The sequence below is a fragment of the uncultured Faecalibaculum sp. genome (assembly GCF_910588395.1).
Taxonomy (GTDB): domain Bacteria; phylum Bacillota_I; class Bacilli_A; order Erysipelotrichales; family Erysipelotrichaceae; genus Faecalibaculum.
In genome coordinates, this window is record NZ_CAJUPA010000003.1 from 17404 (window position 1) to 43460 (window position 26057).

Here is a 26057-nt window from a genome sequence, read left to right on the forward strand (position 1 = left end):
AAACGTCACAGAAACTCCAAAATGGTTAATTTGTCCATAATTCTATCGGAATTCCCATCTCATTTCAAGACTTGAATTGACAGACGAGGTTCCAACTGCTATTATAATAAACTGCAATATAGTCTGCCGGCATATGCCTGCAGCAGTGAAAGGACGGCGTGCATGGACAGCAACAAAGCGTATCACGAGCTCGCGTGCGGCGGAAAAAGCCAGCGTCGCGATTACTCCAAAGTCAGCGGCAAGCTGGAACTGCCCAACCTTGTGGAAATCCAGACGGATTCGTTCGACTGGTTTACCAAAACGGGGATCCAGGAAGTCTTTGAAGAGATATATCCGATCGAAAACTACGGCAAGAACATCAGCCTGAACTATGTCAGGTACCGGTTCGACGAACCGAAGTATTCCGCCGAAGAATCGATGTACCGTGAATGCAACTATGCAGCTCCTCTCTATGTGGAGATGGAACTGGAGATCACTGACCCGGAAACGGGAGAAGTGCGCACGAAAAACGAAGAAGTGTATCTCGGGGATTTCCCGCTGATGACCGATACCGGCACGTTCATCATCAATGGTGCGGAACGTGTCATTGTCAGCCAGATCGTCCGGGCCCCCGGCGCCTATTTCTCCGAACAGTATGATGAGAAAATCGGCCGTCAGAACTACGCCAGTGAACTGATTCCCAGCCGCGGCACCTGGCTGGAGCTGATGACGGAACAGAAGAAGACCACCAACGGCAGAGCCATCAATGTGTCCATTGACCGCCGCCGGAAGATTCTGTTCTCCATTTTCTTCAAGGCTCTGGGCATGTCCCTGGGACTGGAGAAAAACGAAGACGCCTATGACAAGGCGCCCATGGAAATATTCCTGAAGGCCCTGGGCCGGGATTTCACCGATGTGGCGGAAGATCCGGAACACCGGGAATACATGGATCTGTATCTCCTGCTCTACAACGCCTTTTTCGGCAAATACGAGGAAATCGAAAACACCCTGCTCAACGACAAGGTGAAGACCAACGAGGAAGCGCTGCTGTCGTTCTACGAAAACCAGCGTTCGGATGAAATCCCCACGCTGGACGGATCCATTTCCCTGATGCAGGCGAAATTTTTCGATCACCGGCGCTATGACCTGACCAAGGCCGGCCGGTACAAGCTGAAGAAAAAACTCAACGCCGTTTCCCGTCTGATGAACCAGACCCTGGGTCAGGACATTCTGGATGTGGACGGCAATGTGATCATGGAAAAAGGAAAGCACATCGGCCGGGATGAGCGGAACTTCCTGCGGGAAGAACTGGCCAAGGGTACCTACATGAACCCCTATCCCTTCCGGAGCGAATTCCACGAAGAGGACATTGTCACCATTCCCGTTGCCTGGAGCACCGGCCTGATCGGCCGCATTCTGGCACAGGATGTGACGGCAAACGGCACGCTCCTGGAACAGGGCATGGTCCTCACCGGACAGGATGTGGACATGCTGAAGGCTGCAGGTGTCAAGGATGTGAAGATCTATGCCGGTCTGATCGCAAAACCGGTGGAGATCACCCCGGACAACGCAGAGGCTGTGCTGAACTACGGTCAGCGTCTGTTTGCGCTGGGCCGTCTCACCAATGAACGTGGCGAAGACCTGACAGATGATGAATTCGAACTGCTGGTTCCCCGCTACACAGTGGGTGTCAGTCCCGACCGGCTGGATGACGCCGTGATGATGGACATCCGCACCCGGGCGCTGAACGAACCCATGGAAGCATGGCTGATCGGTGCCGCGCAGCAGGAACTGCTTGTGGAGGATGCCCAGGGCAATCCGATCAAGATCACCGGCAACGACCCCTTCACCAACCGTCACACCGTGACCATCCCGGATATTTACGCCTTCTTCTCCTACGACCTGAACATCATGGACGGCATCGGAGAGACAGACGACATCGATATGCTGGGCAACCGGCGCATCCGCTCCGTGGGTGAACTGATCCAGAACCAGTTCCGGATCGGTCTTTCCCGGATGGAGCGGGTTGTCAAGGAACGGATGTCCATCCAGGAGCTGGATTCCCTGACGCCCCGGAAACTGACAAACATCCGCCCGCTGACCGCTGCCATCAAGGAGTTCTTCTCCTCTTCCCAGCTGTCCCAGTTCATGGACCAGCAGAACCCGCTGGCGGAACTGACCAACAAGCGGCGTATCTCCGCCCTGGGTCCCGGCGGTCTGACACGTGACCGGGCATCCTTCGAGGTCCGTGACGTTCACTCCAGCCACTATGGCCGTATCTGTCCCATCGAGACTCCTGAAGGACCGAACATCGGTCTGATCTCCAACCTGACCACCTATGCCAAGACCAATGAGTACGGCTTCATTCAGACGCCCTACCGTGTGGTGAACAAGGACGGCACTGTTTCCGAAGAGGCGATTTATCTGTCTGCGGATGAGGAAGCGGATTATGTCATTGCCCAGGCCAACGAGGTCCGGGACGGGGTGCTGATCAACGACCGTGTCGTTGCCCGGAAAAACGGTGAAACGATCATTGCCGACAAAGCGGAAGTGGAACTGGCGGACGTATCTCCGAAGCAGATCGTATCCGTGGCCACTGCCTGCATTCCGTTCCTGGAAAACGACGATGCGTCCCGTGCCCTGATGGGCGCCAACATGCAGCGGCAGGCTGTGCCTCTGCTGGTGCCCCACAGTCCCTATGTGGGAACCGGCATTGAATACAAGATTGCCAAGGACTCCGGTGTGGGCATCGTGTCCCGCACCGATGGCACCGTAACCTATGTGGATGGTCTGCGGATCGTGGTCACAGACGACGAAGGCAAGAACCACACCTATCAGCTGCGGAAATTCACCCGCTCCAACGCCTCCACTTCCATCAACCAGCGCCCGATCGTCAAGCACGGCGAGCGGGTCAAAGCCGGCGACATTCTGGCAGATGGTCCTTCCATGGAAAACGGCGAACTGGCGCTGGGTCAGAATGTGACCATCGCCTACATGACCTGGTACGGCTACAACTATGAGGATGCCATCATCATGTCCGAGCGCATGGTGGCGGATGATGTCTACACTTCCATTCACCTGGAGGAATATGACATCGACTGCCGCGACACCAAGCTGGGACCCGAGGAAATCACCCGGGATATTCCCAACGTGGGCGAGAACGCCGTGCGCAAGCTGGACCAGAACGGTGTCATCATGGTGGGCGCCGAGGTCAAGGAAGGCGACATTCTGGTGGGCAAGGTCACGCCCAAGGGCCAGAGCGAAGTATCTCCCGAGGAGAAGCTGCTGCTGGCGATCTTCGGTGAAAAATCCCGGGAAGTCCGGGACAACTCCCTGAAAGTGCCCCACGGCGGTGCCGGCATTGTGCATTCCGTGCGGACCTTTAAACGGGGTGACGGCAGCGATCTGCCCCCCGGAGTCAACGAACGCGTCAAGGTGTACATTGCCCAGAAGCGGAAAATCTCCGAAGGCGACAAGATGTCCGGACGTCACGGAAACAAAGGTGTTATTTCCAAGATCCTGCCTGTGGAGGATATGCCCTTCACGGCGGAGGGTCAGCCCATTGACATCATCCTGAACCCCTTCGGTGTACCGTCCCGTATGAACATCGGGCAGATCCTGGAGATTCATCTGGGATATGCTGCCAAGAAACTGAACCAGAAATTTGCCACGCCCGTATTCGATGGTGTCTCCAACGAAGAACTGGCGGACATCATGCGGGAAGCGCAGATGACCGACGACGGAAAGCAGGTTCTGTATGACGGCCAGACCGGTCTGCCCTTCGATGAGCGGATTTCGGTGGGTGTCATGTACATGATCAAGCTGGCCCACATGGTTGACGACAAGCTGCATGCCCGTGCCACCGGTCCGTATTCCCTGGTTACCCAGCAGCCGCTGGGCGGCAAGGCGCAGAACGGCGGTCAGAGGTTCGGAGAGATGGAAGTCTGGGCGCTGGAAGCCTACGGCGCCGCGCACACCCTGGAAGAGATTCTGACCATCAAGTCCGATGACATTCAGGGCCGGATCAAGACATATGAAGCCATCATCAAGGGCAAGGACATCCCGGAACCGGGCATTCCCGAGTCCTTCCGCGTGCTGATGCACGAACTGCAGGGTCTGGCCATTGATGTCCGCCTGCTGGATGATGCCGGAAACGAAGTGGATATCACCGCCGAGGATGACGAACCGGGCATCATCAACGGAGAATTCACAGAACACAAACACGAACAGGCCGCTCCTGCCCAGGAAGAGGTTCTGGTCAATGATATGGAAACAGAGGAGACAGCCGATGGCGATGTGAAAGCCGTGGCTGTGGAAGCAGAGGAAATCCGGCTGCCGGATGAAGAACCTGTTTCCGCACCGGAGGCTGCTCCCGAAGAAGATCTTCCTGCCATTGCGGAAGATGAGGATCTTCCTGCCGTAACAGAGAAGGAGGAAACAGACGCCGAATGAGCATCAACAAATTCAGCTCCATCCAGGTCCAGCTTGCCAGTCCCGAGACCATCCAGCGGTGGTCCCACGGTGAAGTGACAAAGCCCGAGACCATCAACTACCGTTCTCAGAAAGCGGAAAAAGACGGTCTGTTCTGCGAACGCATCTTCGGTCCCACCAAGGACTGGGAATGTGCCTGCGGCAAGTACAAGAAAGTCCGTTTCAAGGGCGTGGTCTGCGACCGCTGCGGCGTCGAGATCACCAAGAGCAGCGTGCGGCGGGAACGCATGGGCCACATTCATCTGGCGGCTCCCATCGCCCACATCTGGTATCTGCGGGGCATCCCTTCCCGGATGGCGCTGCTGCTGGATGTGACACCCAAGCAGCTGGAGGAAGTTGTCTACTTCGTCAGCTACATCGTCACGGATCCCAAGGACTCCGGCCTGGCCTACAAACAGGTGCTGTCGGAGCGGGAATACCGGGAAAACCTGGCCATCCACGGTCCCATGGGCTTCACCGCCCAGACAGGTGCCGAAGCAATTCAGCGCCTGCTGCAGGACGTGGACCTGGAAGCGGAATACGAAAACGTCCAGAAGCAGCTGGAGAAAGCCCAGGGCGAAAAGCGCAAGAAGCTGATCAAGCGTCTGGACACCATCAATGCCTTCCGCCACTCCGACAACAAACCCGAATGGATGATCCTGACGGATGTCCCGGTCATCCCGCCTGATCTGCGGCCGATGCTGCAGCTGGACGGCGGCCGGTTTGCGACCAGTGACCTGAACGATCTGTACCGCCGTGTCATCACCCGGAACAACCGTCTGAAGAAGCTGCTGGAACTGGGAACCCCGAACATCATCGTGCAGAACGAGAAGCGCATGCTCCAGGAAGCGGTGGATGCGCTGATCGACAACGGCCGCCGTTCCAAGCCCATTACCGGCGCCGGCGGCAGAGCCCTGAAATCCCTGTCTCATTCCCTGAAGGGAAAACAGGGCCGGTTCCGTCAGAACCTGCTGGGCAAGCGTGTGGATTTCTCCGGCCGTTCGGTTATCGCCGTGGGACCGGATCTGAAGATGTATCAGTGCGGCATTCCCCGTGAAATGGCAATCAACCTGTTCAAGCCCTTCGTGATCAACGAAATCGTGAACCAGGACCTGGCTGCCAACCCCAAGAACGCGGAGAAGCTCATTGAACGCCGGGATCCCCGGATCTGGGATGTGGTGGAAAAAGTCATCGAAGGCTACCCCGTCCTGATGAACCGCGCCCCGACGCTGCACCGTCTGGGTATCCAGGCCTTCCTGCCCAAGCTGGTGGAAGGACGCGCCATGCGTCTGCACCCGCTGGTGTGCACCGCCTTCAACGCCGACTTTGACGGTGACCAGATGGCGATTCACGTGCCGCTGGGGGAAGAAGCCCGTGCCGAAGCCCTGATCATGATGCTGGGAAGCCACAACATTCTGGGTCCCAAGGACGGAAAGCCAATCGTTACCCCCGGCCAGGACATGGTCATGGGCAACTTCTATCTGACCATGGAAGAAACCGCCGGGGAACTCGCCGCGGAGGCACAGCGGTATGCAGACAAGAACCTGCCCCTGGAAGCCGCCAGCTGGCAGCGCTATGCGGACAACGAAGGGTCTGTCTTCGCCAATGAGGAAGAAGTCATGATGGCCTATCAGTCCGGGCAGGTGCACCTGCACTCCCGGATCGCCGTGCCCGTCAGGGGTCTGAAGAACACTGCCTTCGGAGAAGAACACCAGAACGACTATCTGGCTACCACCGTGGGCAAGATCATCTTCAACGGCATGTTCCCGGCGGATTTCCCCTTCATCAATGAGGTATCCAAGGAAAACTTCGCCGCCACCCCGGAGAAGTACTTCATCAAGCCGGGACAGGATGTGAAGGAATTCATCCAGAGCCGTGAAGTCGTGCCGGCTTTCAAGAAGAAGGACCTGGGCACGATCATTGCGGAAGTCTTCAAGCGCTACTCCGTGGATGAGACCGCCGAGATCCTGGACCAGATCAAGTCCATGGGATTCAAGTACTCCACCACCGCCGGCATCACCGTGGCCCTGTCCGACATCGAAGTTGCTCCGAACAAGGAACAGCACGTGGATGAAGGCCGTGCCCGTGCCGAAGCCCTGAAGAAAATGCAGCAGAAAGGTCTGCTGACGCTTCCTGAATGGGAATCCCGCCTTAACAAGATGTGGGATGATGTCAAGGACCAGATCGCGGATGAGCTGATGGACAACATGCCCCGGAAAAACCCGATTTTCATGATGAGTGAATCCGGTGCCCGAGGCAACAAGCAGAACTTTACCCAGCTAGCCGGCATGCGTGGTCTGATGGCCCGCCCCGGTCACGGTAAATCCCGCACCGGAGAGTTTGTTCCCTCCATCATCGAGGTCCCCATCTACTCCTGCTTCCGTGAAGGCCTGAACGTAAGTGAATTCTTCCTGTCCACCCACGGTGTGCGGAAAGGTCTGACCGATACCGCCCTGAAAACAGCGGAATCCGGTTATCTGACCCGGCGTCTGGTGGACGTGGCACAGGATGTGATCATCAAGGAAGATGACTGCGGAACGGATACCGGCTACTGGGTGGAAGACCTGGTGGACCGCAAGACCAACACCGTCATCGAAAGCCTGCAGGACCGTCTGACCGGCCGGTACTCCAAGCAGGATGTCCTGGATCCGAACACCGGAGAAGTCATCATCGAAAGCGACCAGTTCATCGATGATGCCATTGCGAAGAAAATCGTGGATGCCGGTGTCACAGGCATGTACATCCGGTCTCCCTTCACCTGCAAATCCACACTGGGCATCTGCCGCAAGTGCTATGGCCGGAACATGGCCACCGGCAAGGACGTGGAAGTCGGCGAAGCTGTGGGCATCATGGCCGCACAGTCCATCGGTGAACCCGGTACACAGCTGACCATGCGTACCTTCCACACCGGCGGTGTAGCCGGTTCCGGTACCGGTGACATCACCCAGGGTCTTCCCCGTGTAGAGGAACTGTTCGAAGCCCGTCACCCGAAAGGTGTGGCTGTCATTGCACAGATCTCCGGTGAAATCACCGCCATTGACCGTATCGAAGGCACCATGCGTCAGGAAGTGACGATCACCAACGAACATGAGTCCGTTCCCCACAAACTGAACGCCAACCAGTCGCTGCGACCCTGGGTCAAAGTCGGCGAGAAAATCGAAGCCGGCACAGCCATCACCGAAGGACCGCTGGATCCCAAGGAACTGCTGCGGGTAGCCGGTGTCCGGGAAGTGCAGGACTACATCCTGAAAGAAGTCAAGAAGGTATATCAGTCCCAGGGTATCGAAATCTCCGACAAGCACCTGGAAGTCATGATCAAGCAGATGCTGAAAAAGGTCATGGTCACAGACTCCGGAGACACGGATCTCAACGTCGGCGTACAGCTGTCTCTGAATGAAATCACCCGCATCAACCGGGATGCGCTGCTCCAGGGCAAGATCCCTGCACAGTTCAAACCAGTGCTGCTGGGTATTTCCAAGGCTTCTGTGGAAACCGATTCCTTCCTCTCCGCCGCTTCCTTCCAGGAAACCACCAAGGTGCTCACCGATGCCACCATCAAAGGCAAGGTGGATCACCTGATCGGTCTGAAGGAAAATGTCATCATCGGCAAGCTGATCCCGGCTGGCACCGGCGCCAAAGGCGACCGTCCCCAGAACCTGATCATTGCCCAGAAAGCCCAGGAACTGCGTGAGAAGCGTCTGGCGCGGATGAAAGAAGTCCACGATGAGAAATTCGAGGAAATCGTATCCGCAAACGGCGGCGACCAGCAGGATCATGCGGCTGTCACGGACGAAGATCTGTCCATGCTCAACGAGGAGATCCTCGAAACACCGGACGATTTCTTCGGCGAAAGCGAATAATGCAAAAAGCTTCGGCACTGTTCTGATCATTCAGGCAGACCGAAGCCTTTTTGCATGCAGACTGCCGATGCGGCTGGCGCCTGGGCAGGGCAGTGACGGCGGCAGGGTGCGGCAGACAATGCTGTTTTTGGGGGCAGGTCCTGCTATACTTTGGCTTATGGATAAAAAAGACATTGGACGGTTTGCACAGATGCACGGGGGACCTGTCTGGACGACGGATGAAGAGGCGCTGGATACACTGCTCTGGTACGGAGCGGATGTGATCTGGGGCGAAGGACCGGTGATGGTCCGGGATGGCGGCTGTTTTGTGAATGGTCAGCTGCAGGATCCCGCCGGTTTTCCGGAGGCGGAACCGGCGCGGGGGTACGGAAGTCTGGTCAAAGGAGGAAAGCCATGAATCTGTCAGCCTCTGTGATTGGTCTGGCTGCGGGACTGGCAGTGGCTGTGGCAGCCGGCGGATTCTGGACCTGGTTTGTGCGGTACCGGCAGCTGAAAGACAGGACAGCGGCCATTGGCTGGTGGATCATTCTGGGGGTGGTCCTGGTGGTTTTCTTTCTGGATCTGTATCTGCCGGTCTGAAAAGAGAATGAAAACAGAACAGGAAAACGGGCGGTCTCGCTGTGAAAACAGGAAAACCGCCCGTTGATTTTTGCGGGTGTTCTGACAGCATGCATGCCTGAATCACAAGGTTCCGGAATCTCCTGTTTGGGCTGGTTCCGGACTGCCGTATTATGAAGCCGCAGCCGGCTGCTGGTACAGGATCCAGCTGGTCCGGTCAGCTGCGTGAGAACAGGGAGGCAGAAAGATGCAGCGTTTATCAGAATCAGAACACATCAGCATGACTGGCAGTGAAAACGAACAGCGTTCTTCTCATGCTGGAAAACAGAATCCGGCGTCCGGGTCTGTACAGTACTGCAGACCGGATGACCGGTGTCGGCACCAGATGGAGATGCTGCTGGCAGACACAGCGGACGGAGCGGCGGATGATACAGCCTCGTTGTCGGAACAGATGAAGCGGCTGATTCAGTCCGGCCAGGAATATGACGGAATACTGCAGAAACTGTGGAAGGGATTTCTGGCAGGCGAGCTCCATCTTGTGTCCTGGACAGATGCAGCAGCCAAATCTGAGATGCTGGTATTTGTGCAGTGTCAGGAAGCAGACGGAAACCCGGACTTTGTCTGGCTGGAGGCGGATGTCTGGTTCATGGCCCCGGAAACGGCGGCGGTTTCGGAACAGGCACTGTGGTCCATGCTGGATGAATGGCTGGCACGAAGAAAGAAGAAGCTGGCCCGGGGGCTGCTGGTGTTGCATGCACATCCGGGGGAGCCGGCTGTCGGCGAAGGAAAAAGTCTTGCACCGGAAGTATGAGACGGATCATCCTGCGTTCAGAAAGCGGGTCTGATAGCCGGAGGACAGCGGATTTTTCTGTTTTATTGAGGTGTGTACCAAAATCTGTCAATAAAACCGGATAGATCATACAACTGTCGCAATCAGGTTGAAATAAACGGCAGGATGGTCAGATAACTGTAGAACCATCTGTGTGAATCCTATACTAAAAATGCGGATGAATATGCAATAAATTGAAAAATCAATTTGATGTCCGGAGGAAATCGAAATGAAAATGCGGTGTTGTTTCCTGAAAGACGTAAAATCATTTTTCAAACCTGCGTGATTCATCTGAACAGGAGGTCAAGGATACATCAGTGAAACACAATGGTTTTACACTTTCGTTCAATTCGAAAGTTCTGGCAGCTTCCGGCACCTGTGCGGCTGGCTTGCTGCTTTTGAGCTGTGCACCTGTGATGGCGGCTGAAAATCCGGTGCAGCCGGCGGAAACGGAAACGGCAGTTCCCGCAGCCCAGGCAGGCGATACAACCGAATTACCGGTGGACGAAACCCAGCCTGCAGCAGTCTCTGCGACTGTCTCTCAGAGCGGGCAGACGGAAGCGCCGGCTGTGGATCCGGATGAATCAGGAGATGCTGAAGACCGGCAGACTCAGGAGTCTGAAGACAGACAATCCCAGGAGGCTGCATCCGGCCAGCCAGACACACGCAGCGGCTGAGACACCTCTGGAGGGAAGTGGGATTGAGAAATCCGGGCAGCAGGCTCAGATCAGAGAAGCTGTTTCCAGTCTGGATGGAATGCAGGACACGGATTTTGTGCCACAGACAGCGAATGACAGACCGATGGTCATGGCCAGGGCAGCCAGAAGCGGTCAGGAAAGTCCCTTCCAGGCAGGTCAGGGTGTGCTGGATCCTCAGGCTTATACCTTCAGTTTCACAGTAGGCGGGTTGAAGGTTCAGCCGCCAGCCTATGTCACCAGACCGGAAGATCTGCGGTTTGTCACAGAAGATGAAGCGGCATTTCTGTTTGATGCTCTGAAGAACAATGCACACTTCCAGGAAGGCAATCCGGCGCTGGCTGCTTACGGGCAGACCGCACTTGCAGACGGAAAACCGGTGAATGCAGGGTATTACTATGTAATCTGCACCGAACAGGGCTGGTACAACCTGCTGAATCACCTTTCAGGCCACTATGACGAAAACCACATATGGCAGCCGCAGTTTGCCCAGGCCACGCCGGATCATTACTACAACATCACGTTTGGCCGCCCCTATGATTTGAATGCAGTGGCTGCAATGGGGCTGGCAGCCACGTATCAGATCACGCCTGCACCAGTGGATCTGTGGATCCGGGGCAACCAGACCGGCAAGACGGAACTGCCGGATCCTGACAGTTATTCAGTCGCTGCCATAGCAGAAAATCCGGCACTGCAGCCGGAAGTGGACAGACTGACCTCGTCCTTTCAGACTTCGCAGTCAGATCTCGCCCTGCATCAGGATCCATCCAATCCCTGGCAGTATGATGTGGATCTCAGTCAAACCGGAATTGAACGGATGCGGGATCTGCTGGGATCGAACTATCTGATCAGGGAAATCATCGCCGATGATGCCACCTGGCAGATCAATCAGGCAGGGCAGTATGAACCTGCAGGAAAGGATCAGACCGTCATGCAGCTTGATCCGGTATCGGCTGCGCAGTTCATCCAGAACCTGGAGGTATTGCCGGAGAACACCGGTTTTATATTCGTGTACCCGGTTGATACAGATCTTCCCCATGCGGGAGAACCTGTCCATATCATGGTTCAGTATCCGGATGGCAGCCAGGACATCATCCAGACCATGCTGAAAGTCCTCCCCCGTACATTCCATCTGAATGTTGTGTATGTGGATGAACAGGGGAACACAATCAGCCGGTCACAGCAGGACGGTCTCACCGGTGAAAACCGGGACATTCTGTATGAAATCCCCGCTGGTTATGCACTGGCAGATCAGCAGATCCCCCGGCTGTGGACGGTTGGCAGTCAGGATCAGACCTGCCGGATCCTGGTACTCAAAACTGCCGGACCGGAAACTGGCCAGCAAAAGCAGGATCCGGGTATGCAGGGGCAGAAGAAGCAGGAGGACAGGAAACAGTCCCATGTGGTATTCACTGATACCCGTCATGCAGCCTCTGCTCAGCCGGGAGAGAACAGGAATGAAACCGGTGGAGCTGTACCGACAGCGGCCGGAGGCACTCTGGCCCGTATTGCAGCCTGGACAACAGCTGCGGCTGGCTCCCTGTGGGCAGCTTTCGACCTGCGCCGCAGATCCCGTCACTGACAGGATCCGGAGGAACAGGACAGCTGATACAGAACTGTGGTATAAACCGCCCGATTTCCGATATGAAAAAGGACCGCGACTGACCTGTCCGGTTTGCGACGGACAGGCAGTTGCAGCCCTTTTGTGTTTTCCAAGGTTGCCAGGCAGCAGACTGTGTTACTGCTCCTGTGCTTCGTTGGGAATCACCACCGCCAGTCCGCCCAGAGAGCTTTCCTTGAGCTCCATTGGCAGTTTCATGCCGGTGATGTTCATGGCCTCCACCACATGGTCAAAGCTCACCCGTTCGTGCTTGACCCGGAGGATGTGCCGGGAAAGCCGGGCGTTGTCTACAGAACGCAGGGCAGCCATGGCATTTCGTTCGATGCAGGGAATCATCACATAGCCGCCCACCGGATCGCAGGTCAGACCCAGATGGTGTTCCAGGCCCATCTCCGCCGCATACTCCACCTGTCCGTCCGACTGCCCGGCGGCACAGGCGATCATGGCGCTGCCCATGGCACAGGCCGCTCCCACTTCCGCCTGGCAGCCCCCTTTGGCTCCGGAGATGGTGGCATTGGTCTGGATGAGATTGCCCACAAGACCAGCCACTTTCAGGCCCTTCATCAGCTGTTCGCGCTTGTAGTGCCTGTCATGGATAAAATGATAGATCAGAGCCGGCAGAATCCCGCAGCTGCCCATGGTGGGAGCCGTGACGACGGTGCCGCCTGCTGCATTCTGTTCGCTGGCGGCAAAGGCGTAGCTGGCCAGAAGCAGGTGGAAGATTTCATCCGGATCGGTACATGCCAGGGCATCTTCGTGGAGTTCTTTCGCCACGCGCTTCAGCTTCAGGGAACCGGGCAGGAGGCCTTCGGCTTTCAGCCCGTCCTGCACGCTTTGGATCATGGTGTCCATGATGTCCTCCAGGTAGGCAGTCAGTTCCGGTCCTTCCACCATATCCACATACTGATCCAGGGTGATGTCCTGTCCCTTGCACCAGAGCCGGATCGCAGCCATGGTGGAATGCGGGTAGATCTCCGGGGTGGAAGCAGCCGGCACCCCGTTGATTTCCAGTTTTCCGCCGCCTATGGAGACAAACTGATCAGTGCCCAGAGCATCAGAACCCTGGAACGCGGTTATGTACATCGTATTCGGGTGTTCCGGGGAGGCTTTCAGGTTGAAGACAACTTCTGTATTCTCTCCCAGCGTCCGGATCAGAATCTCATCCGTCAGGTGTCCTTTGCCGGTCAGTGCCAGAGAGCCCTGGAGTTCCGCTTTCCAGCGGTCTGCCTGCGGATACTGGTGTTTCATGTACAGAGCCGCATTCATGGGGCCCAGAGTGTGGGAACTGGATGGGCCAGGTCCTTTTTTAAAAATTTCTTTGATACTGTGCATGTCTTCAGTGTACCATCTGCGCGTCATGAAAGGGGATACAGCCGTCGGAGGGGTGTGACACAGTCGGCGGGGATGAACAGATTTTTCCGGGAACCACTGTAACGTGCATTCATGCTGTCAGTAGGGTGAGTAGAATGAAAGTACAGAAAGCAGCTGACAGAAACAGAAAAGGAGAACGTTATGGAAGTCATCATCTGGATCATTCTGGTACTCTTCGTTTACTGGCCCCGGAGCAGTTCCTGCAGCAGCTCCGGCAGAAAGTCCGGACTCTCCGAATGGGAGGAATGGAACCATCATCACCGGTGAGCCGGGCTGTTTCCCTGATTCAGCCATCATCTGCAGAACCGCACGCACTTGCGCATTCAGCTTCATACCCCCGGGTATCCAGCCCTGGAACCGGCATTCAGACTGAGGATACAGAAAGAAAAACACAGAAAAGGAGAATGTTATGGAAATCATGATCCTCATACTGCTGGCATGCATCCTTTACCTGGCAGCAGACAGTACCTCCCGAAAGGACAAAGGCAGCAGTCCGTACGAAACGGACAGCGGCGATTCCGGGCTCACCAAATGGGAGGAAGAGTATACAATCCACCGGTTTGTGAAGAAGAACCGGGAACGCCGGCACCAGCGATGGGCCGCAGAGAAGAAAAAAGGACGCCGGCATTGACCGGCGCCCTGGAAAGCGCAGACAGGACCGGATACATCATCCGGTCCTGTGCAGTTTTCCCGGTTACAGCAGATGGATGCCGGCTTTGTCACAGGCATCCCGCATTTCCTGCGGCCACAGACTGGCCTGCACTTCCCCCACATGGGCTTTTTTCAGCAGCAGCATGCAGAGCCGGGACTGGCCGATTCCTCCGCCGATGGTATAGGGAAGCTGCGCGTTGAGCACCGCCTGGTGAAAGGGCAGTGCCTCTCTGTCCAGACAGTTTTCCGCTTCCAGCTGCCGGTGAAGACTTTCTTCATCCACCCGGATGCCCATGGAACTGATTTCCAGAGCCTGCTGCAGCGGTTCGTACCAGAACAGGATATCCCCGTTGAGATCCCAGTCATCATAATCCGGTGCCCGTCCGTCATGTTTCTGTCCATCCCGCATCACGGCACCGATCTTCATGACAAAGACACAGCCCAGTTCCCGGGTGATGGCGTTTTCCCGCTCCTTCGGTGTCAGTTCCGGATACAGGTCCAGAAGCTGCTCGCTGGTGACAAAGTGAATCATATCGGGAAGATGGTTCACAGCCTGGGGATACTTGTACCACACCTCATGTTCCATGTGCTTGATGACTTTGAAAATGGTCTCCACATGTTCTTTGAGAGTGGCAACATTGCGCTCTCCCTTGCCAATGACTTTTTCCCAGTCCCACTGATCCACATAAGCTGAGTGCAGGTTGTCCAGTTCTTCATCCTTGCGGATCGCATTCATGTTGGTGTACAGCCCTTCATGCAGACCAAAACCGTAGCGTCCCAGCGCAGCCCGCTTCCATTTTGCCAGGGAGTGCACCACCTGCACTTCTTCCTCTTCCTGGCTTGCCATGGTGAAATGCACCGGCTCTTCGCTGCCGTTCAGGTTGTCATTGAGGCCCGAGCTTCTGGTCACAAACAAAGGAGCGGAGATCCGCTGCAGCTTCAGTTCCTTTCCCAGCTCGTCCTGGAAGGTGTCACGAATGTATTTGATGGCTTCCTGCGTCTGCCGGATATCCAGCGTCGGTTTGTAGTCTTTCGGTACGATCAGATTCATATATATATTCCCCCTGCTGTCATGTAACAATGGTCTGATTATACCATGGCAGTCTTTTGCGGGGCAGAAGGGGATGAAAATTTACAGTTGTCCCGCCGGAAATTTTCAGAAACTTCTGTGAGATAGGCGAATAGTTGCACCGCATCCGGTATGTAAACGGTATCAATCCCGCTGTCATACAGACAGCCGAATCCATGCATTACATAAAGTGAGTCAAAAGATACATATCTGATGATTTTGCTGAAGTTCGATGTAAAATCCTGTCATTGGGGAAACGTGACTTTTTTTGATTCCTTGTGGTAGCATAGACACGTCAAGGTAAGTGGAAACGTTTACACTTTTATGGAGGTAATATGAACACTGAACAGCAGATTGCGGCAACAGCCGAACAGCTTTTTCATAAAGCGCCTGAAGCGCTCACGAAGGAAGAGGTATATGCAGCTCTTCTGACGTACACCAAAGAAGCGCTGGCTGAAGCGCCGAAAATCACCGGCGACAAAAAGCTGTACTACATTTCCGCAGAATTCCTGATCGGAAAACTGCTCTCCAACAACCTCATCAACCTGGGCATTTACAACGATGCCAAAGCCTTTGTGGCCAAAGCCGGATATACACTGGCTGAAATTGAAGAAATCGAAGCCGAACCTTCTCTGGGCAACGGCGGTCTGGGACGGCTGGCAGCCTGCTTCCTGGATTCCATTGCCACCCTGGACCTGCCTGGCGACGGCGTGGGTCTGAACTATCACCTGGGTCTGTTCCGACAGCAGTTTGAAAACCACAAACAGGTGGAATATCCCAACCCCTGGATCAATAAAGACACCTGGGAAAACCGCACCGATGTGCACTTTGAAGTGCCTTTCAGGGACTTCACCGTGACCAGCTCCATGTACACCATCGATGTGGCCGGTTACAACCGGAAAGTCAACGCGCTGAATCTCTTTGATCTGGACAGCGTGGAAGACAGCATCGTGACAGCAGGCATTGACTTCGACAAGGAAGACATTGCGAAAAACCTGACGCTGTTCCTGTATCCGGATGACGGAGACGAAGCAGGACGCCGTCTGCGTGTGTATCAGCAGTACTTCATGGTATCCAACGCAGCCCAGCTGATCCTGAAGGAAATGGATGACAAGGGATATCCCGTTGAGGAACTGAGCAAGCACGTGGTGGTACAGATCAACGACACTCACCCGTCCATGGTCATTCCTGAACTCATCCGGCTGCTGACAGCCCGCGGCATGAGCTTTGAAGCAGCTGTTGAGCAGGTGGAAAACACCTGTGCCTATACCAACCACACCATTCTGGCTGAAGCCCTGGAGAAGTGGCCGAGTCAGTATCTGGAGGACATCTGCCCGCAGCTGATGCCCATCATCCGGAAGCTGAATGATATTGCAGCCAGCCGCAGCAGCAACCCGGCCACATCCATCATCGACCAGGATGGCCGTGTGCACATGGCACACATGGATATCCACTTCTCCCAGTCCACCAACGGCGTGGCTGCGATTCACACGGATATTCTGAAAAACGAAGAACTCCACGACTTCTACGAGCTGTACCCGGAGCGCTTCAACAACAAGACCAACGGTGTGACATTCCGCCGGTGGCTCATTGCCTGCAACCCCCAGCTCACAGCGTTCCTGGATGCAAAAATCGGGGATGGCTGGAAGCAGAATGCAGATCTGCTGGAAGAATTCGAATCTTTCAAAAATGATGCCGATACACAGGTTCGTCTGCAGGCCATCAAGCAGGAAAAGAAAAACGAACTGGCAAGCTACATCTTCAGCCACCAGAACATCGTTGTGAACCCGGAATCCATCTATGATATTCAGATCAAGCGTCTGCATGAGTACAAGCGTCAGCAGATGAACGCCCTGTACATCATTGACAAGTATCTGCGCATCAAGAACGGGGAAATCCCCGCCCGTCCCATCACCTGCATCTTCGGCGCCAAGGCGGCTCCGGCATATCTGCTGGCCAAGGACATCATTTCTCTGATCCTGACGCTGGGTGATCTGATCCGGAAGGATCCCGCCGTTGCACCGTACCTGAACGTGGTCATGGTGGAAAACTACAACGTCACACTGGCTGAGAAGCTGATCCCGGCGGCCGATGTATCCGAGCAGATTTCTCTGGCTTCCAAAGAAGCCTCCGGTACCTCCAACATGAAGTTCATGCTCAACGGTGCTGTGACCCTGGGTACAGACGATGGCGCCAACGTGGAAATTCACGAACTGGTCGGCGATGACAACATCTTCATTTTCGGCACAGATTCCGATACCGTCATCAACCACTACAAGAACGCGGACTACAGCTCCCGGGCTGTCTATGAATCCGATCCGGTGGTCAAGCGTGCTGTGGATTTCATCACAGATCCTTCCATGATGGAAATCGGCGATCCGGAAGCTCTGATGCGGGTCAAGAACGACATGATCAACAAAGACTGGTTCATGGCGTTGCTGGATCTGCATGCTTACATTGATGAGAAGGACAAGTGCTTCGCAGCCTATGAAGACCGTCAGGCCTGGGCAGAAAAGATGATTGTCAACATCTCCAAAGCCGGCTACTTCTCCAGTGACCGCACCATTGCCCAGTACAATCAGGATATCTGGCACCTGAAATAAAGAACCGGAAGAAACCGGGAAAGGAGATTTCTCATGATCCAGGTTGTTTCCAAACACGAACTCGACGCAATGCCCCTCATGGACCGGCAGCCGCTTCTTGTCATGGAGTATGGCGCCCAGTACATCATCTGCACAATGGATGAGTACAAATACATGATCAACGACATTGAGTGCTATACGGATCAGATGGCCGCCTGAGCTGCTGTCTGCACCGAAAAATCCCCTGCAGGATTCAATCCTGACAGGGGATTTTTGCGCTCTGGGCTTTCTGCATGAAAGGCAGGTTCAGACAGCAGGCTGCACCAGGATGATTTCCATGCCCTGGTCCCGCAGCTTGTCCAGAATGTCCTTTGGGGCACCGCTATCCGTAATGACGGTTCCGGGCGTCTGCAGTGTAAAGCTGCCCATGGATTTCACTTTCCCGAATTTGGTTGAATCCGCCAGAATGAAGTATTTCTGCGCGTGGGAGAGCATTGTTTCATTGATGGACAGCTCACTGGGAATGTCACACAGGATTTCTCCGTATTCTGAAATGCCTGTGCATCCCAGCAGGGCGATATCCACATCGGTTGCCAGAAGACTGCGGATGCAGTAATCACCCACCAGGATATGGCCTTTCAATGTTCCACCGGTCAGGATAAACTGGATATCACGGTCCTGTTTCAGACTGGCAGCTCTGGCGTTGTTGGTATAGACAGACAGACGTACGTCTGTGAACTCAAGCGCGTCCAGCGCCGTCTGGCTGCCGTTTATAAACAGCGAGTCTCCGCTTTTGAGCAATCCGGCAGCATACCGGCTGATGGCTTTCCGGCTGGAGAGAACATAGTCGTTTTTCTCGGAAGCGGCATCCTGCAGGTAGGCTGCCCCACCCCGGAATCGCCGGAGATATCCCTTTTCTTCCAGTATCTGCAGATCCCGGCGGCATGTCATGCTGGAGATGCCGAAGAGGGAAGACAGTTCTTCCACACTCATTGTTCCTGCCGCCCGTATTCTGGCTACCATTTCCTGGTGCCTGCGGTCAATTGTTTTCTGATCTCGTTTCATATTCCTTCTGCTTTCGTTTTTCATTATACAGTCCGGATGCTCATATAAATCAGTATTCTGAGCATAAAAAAGAAGAAGGAACATAACTTCCTTCTTTCCCGACTTGTATCAGTCAATCAGCCCTTTTTCCATGAGGGCTTTTTCCATTTCTCCGGGAGACATGATGTTCTTAAGTCCGAGAACGACAGTCCCTTTCTTTTCGGCGTCCTTGAACATGCCGGCGAAGTTGCGGGCACAGAACACGATGTCGTATTGACCGGCAGCCGATTTGCCTTCGGAAAGTGCGCAGTGGTGGAGGGAAGCAGGTTTGATTTTGTGCTTGTTCAGCACTTTCTGAAGGGTCATCTTCATCATCAGAGATGAACCTGCGCCGTTAGCACAGCAGACCATGAATTTTTTGTTGTCAAGTTTGGACATATGCGTTTTCTCCTTTTCTGTCAGATATGCAGTGATGCGTCTATTGTAGCAGGAAGGCAGCCAGCTGCCCTGGAAGAACAGGTCAGGCAAACTCTGACCAGTCTTCCTCCTCGTCTCCGTCGTCAATGCCTTTGTACTTCTTGTAGGCGGAATAGTCTTCTGTAATCAGGAAATAGCCTTTCGGATCCTTCCGGTATTCCAGCTGCGGAAGAGCCAGCAGAACGAGCGTGACGATGCCCAGTCCGATCCAGCCGAGATACTTGATCACAACCGTGATGGCAGGCCATACTGTTGCCCAGTCCCACATGCCCAGATAGCCGCCGAATGGTGCAAGACCCACAAGCCCGGCAATGAAGGCGGAGCCCAGAACCTGTACGATACCGGACAGGAATGTCAGTACGATGCAGGCTTTCATACCGCCTTTTTCATTGGCAACAAGTCCGATCGTGGCATTGTCGAAGAAGACAGGAACAAATCCGCAGATGATGATGACCGGACTTTTGAATACCAGCAGGCCGAGTATGGCAACGATCTGACCTGTGAGACCAGCCAGGAATCCGAATGTCACCGCATTGGAATCACCAAAACCGTAGCAGACAGCGCAATCCACACCAGGGATGGAAGCAGGCAGCAGTTTGTCGGCAATTCCCTGGAAAGAAGTGGTCAGCTCGGTTACGAACGTCCGGACACCCAGCTGCAGGATGGCCAGATAAACAGCGAAATTCAGCGAAGTGGTGAACGTGTAGTACAGGAAGTTGTAATCTGCGGCAATGACACCCTGTGTCACAAAATACTCCTTGCCAATGATTCCCATGATGATTCCGAAGAAAACCACCATCAGAATCGCAGTGCAGACCATGTTTTCATTGAAAATCGAGAAGAAACCCGGCATTTCCATTTCTCCGACTTTGCGGCCCCTTGGCTTGCCGTCCTTGCTGAAGAATTTCTCAGCCTGCCAGTAGTTCAGCCGGATGCCAAACATCTGCTGATGGGCAATGCAGAATCCCGCCCCATTGGTGAGCTCCTGCATCGGCTTGATTGTCAGGTTGGATCCAACAGCCCAATAGGCTCCCAGCAGTACCGACATGACGATCAGCATCAGAATGGTGTTGCCTTCTTTTGCCAGGAAAGGCATGGCAAACAGAACAAGCCAGAAAGCCGTCGCAGCCTGCTGCACCTGAACGTGACCGGTGGTAAACAGCGCCGGCATTTGGTCCATTTATTGAAGCGGACCAGCAGAATATTGACGATGAAGGCAATCAGCAGCAGGGTCATGGCATAGGAGAAAGCCACACCGAATGTCTGCTCCAGGCCCTCGGTCACGGCGTTCTGTCCGTAATAGGGGTCAATCACCACCGCAGCCAGATTGAACCGCTCCCGCAGCCCGGCCAGGATCGGGCGGAATGTGGTCACAAGCCCGGAAGAACCGGCGCCCAGAATCAGCATGCCGATAATGGCCTTCAGCGTGGATGCCAGACAGTCATACCATTTCCGCTTCAGCAGCAGCGATCCCAGCAGAACCAGGAAACCGATCATCATCGGTGCCTGCTTCAGAATATACTCAGCGAAAAAATCCCAGATGCCAATCAGAAAATCCATATTCAGTCCTCCTGAAATCCTGTGCAGGGATGAGCTGCATCTGCAGCCAGAATGTCTTCTTTCGAAGAAGCGGTCATCAGTGCGTCAAGCAGTTCTTCATTGGTGAAAATCCCCACAAGATTCTGAATGTTGTTCAGGTGTTCTTCCGGATTTTCAGCTGCCAGGGTAAAGAACAGACTCGCTGTTTTTTCCACGCCATCTTCGTCAAATCCGAAGCTGACCGGATCCTTGACCCGCATGAAGCTGACAGCTGTTTTCAGGACTCCCTCTGCATTTTCCGTGGTATGAGGCATAGCCACCTGGTGATCAAAAACCACATAGGGGCCGTATGTTTCAATGCAGCTGACAATCTGTCTGTAATAGTCTTCGGTGACGTATCCGGTTTTCACCAGCGGCAGGGTGCTTTGCCGCACGGCTTCCTGCCAGGTTTCTATATGGTCCCTGAACAGGACGTGATCCCGTTCAACAATTCTTTTCAGGAGTTCAGACATCTTTTTCTCTCTTTCTGTTTCTGTAGTCGTCTCAGTCTGTCCGGATCAAAGCGCAGACCGGAAGGGAATGTTCTGCGGGTGTTCGAAGCAGTCTTCAAATCCCCGACGGTGGTGATAATACAGTTTGTCTTTGTCCATCGGATATGTGTACTTGCCGCCAACCTGCCAGAAGAACGGATGGAACCTGTACTCATTGCGGTCCTTTTTGAAATCCCACAGCAGTCTGATTTCCTCCAGATCCGGGGCGAAGTTTGTCCAGACATCCCAGTGAATGGGTACAAGGACTTTGGCATTGAGGGCTTCGGCCATGCGCAGACAGTCCACCGATGTCATCTTGTCCTGCATGCCCACCGGGTTTTCTCCGAAAGAGGCGAAGGCCACATCCACATCGTGATCTTTTCCGTGTTTGGCGGAATAAATCGAATAATGAGAATCGCCGGAATGGTAGATATTGCCCCCCGGGGTGCGAATCAGATAATTGACAGCTTTGTCATCCATATCAGTGGGGCAGATCCCTGTCAGCTCCTCGCGGGTTTCATCGGTTTTGTCCGTGGTCACAAGGCAGGTGCGGTCGAAACTGTCCAGCGCAATGATTTCCAGATCCTTGATCCGGATGGAATCTCCGGGCTTTACGGTGATGCAGCGTTCGGCAGGAACACCCCATTTCTGCCAGAGCTCCACAGACTTCTTCGGTCCAATGAATGGAACAGGAATCACCTGTCCGTTTTCATCCACGGTGGTCATGCCGCTGTTGATGACATGGGCAGCCCATTCAGGTGACATATGATCCTGGTGATAGTGGGTAGCCAGAACAGCATCCACGGTTTTGAAGGCAAAGGGATCGAACACAAAAGGGATATTCCGCAGATTTGGCTGCATGAGCCGGCCGCCGCACATGTTGGCCATCTGATGTCCCGGTGCCATTTTCCCATTGCCGTGGGTCCGTTTTCCGTTGCCGGTCCAGAGATCAATGGTGATGTTGGCATTGGCGGGGGTTTTCATCCACATGCCGGTGCAACCCAGCCACCACATGGCCACATTTCCTTCCGGGACCTGTTCGTTTTCAATATCTTCCACCAGCCAGGTGCCCCATTCAGGGAATGTGCTGCTGATCCAGCTGTCTCTTGTTGTCTCAGAAATTTTGCTCATAAAATATCTCCTTTTCTGTTCGTTTTCTGGATAGTTTGCTGATTTACGTTCTGCAGTCGAGACAATCTGTTCGAATGCACCTAGGTTATACCGTGTGCTGTAAGCGGATTCAACACATAAATTTGGAAAAAGAACAAAAATATGGGGTTTGTTCCGGAATTGAAGCAAAATAAATGTTCGATATTGACCGTAAAAACTATTCGGATTATGTTTTAGGTGCGAAAGCGAGGAACTATTGATTGAAAGGCTATTCGATTGGACTGTATGAAAAAGCCCTTCCAGCTGAAATGCCCTGGTGGCAGAAGCTGAGAACTGCAAAGGAAGCAGGGTATGACTATCTGGAAATGAGTATTGACGAGAGCGACAGCCGGCTGGCCCGGCTCGACTGGAACGACACGGACATTGACGCTCTTCTGCAGGACTGCGAAAGGGAGAAACTGCCAATCCGTTCCATGTGCCTCTCCGGTCACCGCAAATATCCGATGGGATCGGCTGCCCGGGCTGAAAAGTCAATGGACATCATGAGAAAGGCCATCTGTCTGGCTGACAGGATGGGAATCCGGATTATTCAGCTGGCCGGATATGATGTATATTACGAAACCGGCAGTGCAGAAACACGGGAGCGGTTTCTGGAGAATCTGAAAAAGGCCGCAGACATGGCGGCCTCCCGGGGAATCATGCTGGGGTTTGAAACCATGGAGACTCCTTTCATGGATACGGTATGGAAATCCATGTTTTATGTCCAGGCGGTGGACAGCCCCTGGCTCGGCGTGTATCCCGATACAGGAAATCTCACCAATGCGGCGCTCCTGTACGGAACAGATGTTCTGGAGGATCTGAAAAGCGGACAGGGTCATCTCTGTGCCCTGCATCTCAAGGAAACCATTCCCGGTCACTACCGCGAGATTCCCTTCGGGACCGGACATGTGGATTTTGAGGCAATGATCGGATGTGCCTGGGATCTGGGAATCCGGCGGTTTGTGACAGAGCTGTGGGATACAGGAACAGGAGACTGGAAAGCTGCGGTTGATGAGGCCTGCAGAATGATGACCGGCATTCTTGACCGCAAAGAAGCAGGCACGAAATGACTGCACGGTCCTGAGGATACAGCAGCATAAGGAGAATGACACATGAAAATCAGCAAAAAAAGCTTGGAGAACTGAACAAATGCTATTCCATGGCGGAACTCATGGTGGACGGCGAACCCTGTCTGCTGGCAGCAGCGGAAAAACAGGATCCCTGCTATCTGTTTGATGCCGCGGGCAACCGCATCGACACAGTCTGGGATGGACCCGGCGGGGTCATGACCATGGCGGCTCTACCCGGGCAGGACAGCCGGTTTCTGGCAACCCGGAAATTCTATTCACCGAATGATGCCGCCGAGGCTTCCATTGTTCTGGCGGAAAAAACCGCAGCGGGATGGGATGTGCATCCTGTTACCGATCTGCCGTTTGTGCACCGCTTCGGTCTGCTGGAGCGAAACGGCAGACACTGGATCATCGCCTGCGCGCTGAAATCCGGACATGAACACAAAGAGGACTGGTCCAAACCCGGTGCTGTGTATGGTGCCAGGCTTCCGGAAGATCCGAAAGAGGGGATCAGGTTCCAGACACTGATGACCGGTCTGCTGCGCAACCACGGATACAGTCAGACGGAAGAGGGGCAGGCACTGATTGCGGCGGAAAACGGAACGTTCCTGTTCACGCCGCCGGCAGCAGAAGATGAAACCTGGGAGATCAGACAGATATCCGCTGTTCCTTCCAGCGACAGCGTCCTGCTGGATTTTGACGGAGACGGAAAACCGGAACTGGGCATGATTTCACCATTTCACGGGGCTGCTGTCACAATCTGGCATCTGGACCAGGACGGTCAGTATGTTCCCCAGTGGAAGCTGCCGCTTCCGGAAGCAGAGACAGAAATGGTTCATGCCACCTGGGCAGGCGTCGTCAACGGCAAACCTTCCTGGATTGTCGGCTGGCGGAAAGGAACCCGGTCGACCATCATCATCCGCTGGAATCCGGCCAGAGGGACCTATGGCTGGGAAGTGATCGACACAGATGCCGGAGCAGCCAATGCGCTGGTTGTGACAGACGAACATGGGCAGCAGAAACTGATCTGCACCAACCGGGAAATCAATGAAATTGCGCAATACGAACTGAAGGAGGAAGACTGATGCTGGAACAGCTGAAACAGGACGTGTATGAAGCCAATATGGAGCTCCCCAGGCGGGGGCTGGTCACCTATACCTGGGGAAATGTGTCCGGCATTGACCGGGAAAAAGGTCTGTTTGTGATCAAGCCGTCCGGTGTGGAGTATGATGCACTGAAACCGGAAGATCTGGTTGTGGTGGACCTGGAAGGCAACGTGGTGGAAGGCACTCTGAATCCCTCCAGCGATACAGAAACCCACAGAATTCTGTACAGGCGCTATCCGGAAATCGGAGCCATCGTTCACACGCATTCTCCCTATGCAGTTGCCTGGGCGCAGGCACATCGGGATATACCGGCATACGGCACCACGCATGCAGACTATTTTCACGGTCCTGTTCCCTGCGCCCGGAATCTGACAACGCAGGAAATCCAGGACGGATATGAAGAAAACACCGGACATGTGATTGTGGAAACGCTGACGGAAAGAGGCATTGATCCCATGCATACACCCGCCATCATCTGCGCCAGCCACGGACCTTTTGCCTGGGGAAAGAACGCGGCGGATTCTGTATACCATGCTGCTGTTCTGGAAGAAGTCGCCAGAATGAGCCTGCTGACAGAACAGGTGAATCCTGAAGCACAGCCGGCTCCGGACAATATTCTGGACAAACACTTCATGAGAAAACACGGACCTGACGCCTATTACGGGCAGAAAACAGAATCCCGGTAAGCGGCCTGCTACTGGGAAAATCACAGGACTGCAATGGCAGAAAGGAGCGGAATCTGACAGCATGACTTTGCACTTTACCTATACAGCAGGAAATCTGAAGGCGTTTGAGCGGTTTCTGCTTTCCAAAACGGAACTGTCCGGAAAAAGTAGGTTTGCATGCCTGCTCACCGGAATCGCCGGACTGATCGTCTCCGGCTTCATGCTGTGGCAGTCAGGACTGCAGCTCATGCCAGTGCTGATCCTGACAGGATCCCTGATTCTTCTGCGGACCGCTCTGCACAGGAACAGTGCCGAACAGGATGCCCGGCGTTTCAGGACCTGCTATCTGGGCAGAACTGCGCAGGTATCTCTGAACCGGTATGGAATCGAACTGCATCTGGAAAACAGAGCCCAGGGTGCCAGAGTTCCCTGGAAGAAAATCTATGGTTTGTACAGAGACACCAGAAACTGGTATCTGGCGACCGGATCCCGGGCGTATTTCATCATTCCCCGTTCGTCGCTGAATGAGCAGGAAGCGGAATCCTTCCAGCGGTTTGTCCGGGAACAGACCCGCCGCCAGTGGATGGAAGCCGCCTGAGCTGCTGTCTGCATTGAAAAATCCCCTGCAGGATTCAATCCTGACAGGGGATTTTTGCGCTCTGGGCTTTCTGCATGAAAGGCAGGTTCAGACAGCAGGCTCCAAAGCGCACATCGGGACAAAAAAACCACACTCAGAGATATTTGTCATTATGATATGACAATATACAATAAGAAACAGAAAGGGGGATACAC

General features: G+C 54.4%; 20 protein-coding genes and 1 pseudogene. 14 read left to right on the top strand and 7 right to left on the bottom strand.

Translation table 11 applies throughout. The features are described from left to right. Positions 1–162: 162 nt before the first annotated feature. The 6 genes from QZ305_RS01285 to QZ305_RS01310 all read left to right on the top strand — a co-directional run bounded on the left by QZ305_RS01285 (position 163) and on the right by QZ305_RS01310 (position 11973). Entirely contained in the window at positions 163–4431 is a 4269-nt protein-coding gene (locus QZ305_RS01285; protein ID WP_294729685.1) for a DNA-directed RNA polymerase subunit beta, read from the top strand. Continuing rightward, positions 4428–8309, top strand: coding sequence for a DNA-directed RNA polymerase subunit beta' (rpoC, locus tag QZ305_RS01290; protein ID WP_294729686.1), 3882 nt, complete (start codon positions 4428–4430; stop codon positions 8307–8309). Before QZ305_RS01285 ends, rpoC begins: the two co-directional genes overlap by 4 nt. Before the next feature lie 157 nt (positions 8310–8466). Next, positions 8467–8706: a hypothetical protein gene (locus QZ305_RS01295; RefSeq protein ID WP_294729687.1), complete on the top strand. Its 240-nt coding sequence runs from the start codon at positions 8467–8469 to the stop codon at positions 8704–8706. Then, positions 8703–8888 carry a hypothetical protein gene (locus QZ305_RS01300; RefSeq protein ID WP_294729688.1) on the top strand — a complete coding sequence of 62 codons (186 nt, stop codon included), beginning with the start codon at positions 8703–8705 and terminating at the stop codon, positions 8886–8888. The genes QZ305_RS01295 and QZ305_RS01300 overlap by 4 nt, the downstream gene beginning before the upstream one ends. Positions 8889–9147: 259 nt before the next feature. Continuing rightward, the gene (locus tag QZ305_RS01305; RefSeq protein WP_294729689.1) at positions 9148–9678 is read left to right on the top strand and encodes a hypothetical protein; all 531 of its coding nucleotides are present in this window, start codon (positions 9148–9150) and stop codon (positions 9676–9678) included. Positions 9679–10275: 597 nt separating this feature from the next. Continuing rightward, positions 10276–11973, top strand: a complete 1698-nt coding sequence (locus QZ305_RS01310; RefSeq protein ID WP_294729690.1) for a Rib/alpha-like domain-containing protein — start codon at positions 10276–10278, stop codon at positions 11971–11973. A 156-nt stretch (positions 11974–12129) separates the two neighbouring features. Here the strand turns inward: QZ305_RS01310 and QZ305_RS01315 are convergent, their stop codons facing one another. Further along, positions 12130–13344, bottom strand: coding sequence for an L-serine ammonia-lyase, iron-sulfur-dependent, subunit alpha (locus QZ305_RS01315; protein ID WP_294729691.1), 1215 nt, complete (start codon positions 13342–13344; stop codon positions 12130–12132). Positions 13345–13524: 180 nt separating this feature from the next. Here QZ305_RS01315 and QZ305_RS01320 point away from each other — a divergent pair, with 180 nt between their 5' ends. Together QZ305_RS01320 and QZ305_RS01325 are read left to right on the top strand one after the other, a co-directional pair. Beyond that, the gene (locus tag QZ305_RS01320; protein ID WP_294729692.1) at positions 13525–13650 is read left to right on the top strand and encodes a hypothetical protein; all 126 of its coding nucleotides are present in this window, start codon (positions 13525–13527) and stop codon (positions 13648–13650) included. A gap of 142 nt (positions 13651–13792) precedes the next feature. Continuing rightward, entirely contained in the window at positions 13793–14014 is a 222-nt protein-coding gene (locus QZ305_RS01325; protein ID WP_294729693.1) for a hypothetical protein, read from the top strand. Positions 14015–14077: 63 nt separating this feature from the next. Here QZ305_RS01325 and asnA read toward each other — a convergent pair whose 3' ends face one another. Next, positions 14078–15085, bottom strand: coding sequence for an aspartate--ammonia ligase (asnA, locus tag QZ305_RS01330; protein WP_294729694.1), 1008 nt, complete (start codon positions 15083–15085; stop codon positions 14078–14080). A gap of 353 nt (positions 15086–15438) precedes the next feature. Here asnA and QZ305_RS01335 point away from each other — a divergent pair, with 353 nt between their 5' ends. After that, a complete protein-coding gene (locus tag QZ305_RS01335) occupies positions 15439–17706 on the top strand; it encodes a glycogen/starch/alpha-glucan phosphorylase (RefSeq protein WP_294729695.1) in 2268 nt (755 codons plus the stop codon). A 33-nt stretch (positions 17707–17739) separates the two neighbouring features. Next, the gene (locus QZ305_RS01340) at positions 17740–17904 is read left to right on the top strand and encodes a hypothetical protein (RefSeq protein ID WP_294729696.1); all 165 of its coding nucleotides are present in this window, start codon (positions 17740–17742) and stop codon (positions 17902–17904) included. An 87-nt stretch (positions 17905–17991) separates the two neighbouring features. Here QZ305_RS01340 and QZ305_RS01345 read toward each other — a convergent pair whose 3' ends face one another. The 5 genes and pseudogenes from QZ305_RS01345 to ulaG form a co-directional block, all read right to left on the bottom strand. Then, a complete protein-coding gene (locus QZ305_RS01345; RefSeq protein ID WP_294729697.1) occupies positions 17992–18750 on the bottom strand; it encodes a DeoR/GlpR family DNA-binding transcription regulator in 759 nt (252 codons plus the stop codon). A 108-nt stretch (positions 18751–18858) separates the two neighbouring features. Further along, positions 18859–19167, bottom strand: a complete 309-nt coding sequence (locus QZ305_RS01350; protein WP_294729698.1) for a PTS sugar transporter subunit IIB — start codon at positions 19165–19167, stop codon at positions 18859–18861. A gap of 82 nt (positions 19168–19249) precedes the next feature. After that, positions 19250–20766 (bottom strand): annotated as a pseudogene (locus tag QZ305_RS01355) (PTS ascorbate transporter subunit IIC). A 2-nt stretch (positions 20767–20768) separates the two neighbouring features. Further along, positions 20769–21257 carry a PTS sugar transporter subunit IIA gene (locus QZ305_RS01365; protein ID WP_294729700.1) on the bottom strand — a complete coding sequence of 163 codons (489 nt, stop codon included), beginning with the start codon at positions 21255–21257 and terminating at the stop codon, positions 20769–20771. A 45-nt stretch (positions 21258–21302) separates the two neighbouring features. Next, positions 21303–22406 carry an L-ascorbate 6-phosphate lactonase gene (gene ulaG, locus QZ305_RS01370; RefSeq protein ID WP_294729701.1) on the bottom strand — a complete coding sequence of 368 codons (1104 nt, stop codon included), beginning with the start codon at positions 22404–22406 and terminating at the stop codon, positions 21303–21305. Between the two features lie 239 nt (positions 22407–22645). Between ulaG and QZ305_RS01375 the strand changes: the two genes are divergently transcribed. From QZ305_RS01375 to QZ305_RS01390, 4 genes are all read left to right on the top strand, one after another. After that, entirely contained in the window at positions 22646–23494 is an 849-nt protein-coding gene (locus QZ305_RS01375) for an L-ribulose-5-phosphate 3-epimerase (RefSeq protein WP_294729702.1), read from the top strand. A 35-nt stretch (positions 23495–23529) separates the two neighbouring features. Beyond that, entirely contained in the window at positions 23530–24579 is a 1050-nt protein-coding gene (locus QZ305_RS01380) for a hypothetical protein (RefSeq protein ID WP_294729703.1), read from the top strand. Next, on the top strand, positions 24579–25286 hold the full coding sequence (locus QZ305_RS01385; RefSeq protein ID WP_294729704.1) for an L-ribulose-5-phosphate 4-epimerase: 708 nt from the start codon (positions 24579–24581) through the stop codon (positions 25284–25286). Before QZ305_RS01380 ends, QZ305_RS01385 begins: the two co-directional genes overlap by 1 nt. Positions 25287–25347: 61 nt before the next feature. Beyond that, complete coding sequence (locus tag QZ305_RS01390) at positions 25348–25863, top strand: YcxB family protein (protein WP_294729705.1); 516 nt, start codon at positions 25348–25350, stop codon at positions 25861–25863. The last annotated feature ends 194 nt before the right edge of the window (positions 25864–26057 follow it).

What these genes read in the sequence shown, in the direction of transcription:
- QZ305_RS01320 (WP_294729692.1), top strand. Translation starts at nt 13,525, where the DNA reads ATGGAAGTCATCATCTGGATCATTCTGGTACTCTTCGTTTACTGGCCC.
- QZ305_RS01295 (WP_294729687.1), top strand. Translation starts at nt 8,467, where the DNA reads ATGGATAAAAAAGACATTGGACGGTTTGCACAGATGCACGGGGGACCT.
- QZ305_RS01310 (WP_294729690.1), top strand. Translation starts at nt 10,276, where the DNA reads ATGAATCAGGAGATGCTGAAGACCGGCAGACTCAGGAGTCTGAAGACA.
- asnA (WP_294729694.1), bottom strand. Translation starts at nt 15,085, where the DNA reads ATGAATCTGATCGTACCGAAAGACTACAAACCGACGCTGGATATCCGG.
- QZ305_RS01390 (WP_294729705.1), top strand. Translation starts at nt 25,348, where the DNA reads ATGACTTTGCACTTTACCTATACAGCAGGAAATCTGAAGGCGTTTGAG.
- QZ305_RS01385 (WP_294729704.1), top strand. Translation starts at nt 24,579, where the DNA reads ATGCTGGAACAGCTGAAACAGGACGTGTATGAAGCCAATATGGAGCTC.
- QZ305_RS01300 (WP_294729688.1), top strand. Translation starts at nt 8,703, where the DNA reads ATGAATCTGTCAGCCTCTGTGATTGGTCTGGCTGCGGGACTGGCAGTG.
- QZ305_RS01285 (WP_294729685.1), top strand. Translation starts at nt 163, where the DNA reads ATGGACAGCAACAAAGCGTATCACGAGCTCGCGTGCGGCGGAAAAAGC.
- QZ305_RS01335 (WP_294729695.1), top strand. Translation starts at nt 15,439, where the DNA reads ATGAACACTGAACAGCAGATTGCGGCAACAGCCGAACAGCTTTTTCAT.
- QZ305_RS01380 (WP_294729703.1), top strand. Translation starts at nt 23,530, where the DNA reads ATGACACATGAAAATCAGCAAAAAAAGCTTGGAGAACTGAACAAATGC.
- ulaG (WP_294729701.1), bottom strand. Translation starts at nt 22,406, where the DNA reads ATGAGCAAAATTTCTGAGACAACAAGAGACAGCTGGATCAGCAGCACA.
- QZ305_RS01365 (WP_294729700.1), bottom strand. Translation starts at nt 21,257, where the DNA reads ATGTCTGAACTCCTGAAAAGAATTGTTGAACGGGATCACGTCCTGTTC.
- rpoC (WP_294729686.1), top strand. Translation starts at nt 4,428, where the DNA reads ATGAGCATCAACAAATTCAGCTCCATCCAGGTCCAGCTTGCCAGTCCC.
- QZ305_RS01315 (WP_294729691.1), bottom strand. Translation starts at nt 13,344, where the DNA reads ATGCACAGTATCAAAGAAATTTTTAAAAAAGGACCTGGCCCATCCAGT.
- QZ305_RS01345 (WP_294729697.1), bottom strand. Translation starts at nt 18,750, where the DNA reads ATGAAACGAGATCAGAAAACAATTGACCGCAGGCACCAGGAAATGGTA.
- QZ305_RS01325 (WP_294729693.1), top strand. Translation starts at nt 13,793, where the DNA reads ATGGAAATCATGATCCTCATACTGCTGGCATGCATCCTTTACCTGGCA.
- QZ305_RS01350 (WP_294729698.1), bottom strand. Translation starts at nt 19,167, where the DNA reads ATGTCCAAACTTGACAACAAAAAATTCATGGTCTGCTGTGCTAACGGC.
- QZ305_RS01305 (WP_294729689.1), top strand. Translation starts at nt 9,148, where the DNA reads ATGACTGGCAGTGAAAACGAACAGCGTTCTTCTCATGCTGGAAAACAG.
- QZ305_RS01340 (WP_294729696.1), top strand. Translation starts at nt 17,740, where the DNA reads ATGATCCAGGTTGTTTCCAAACACGAACTCGACGCAATGCCCCTCATG.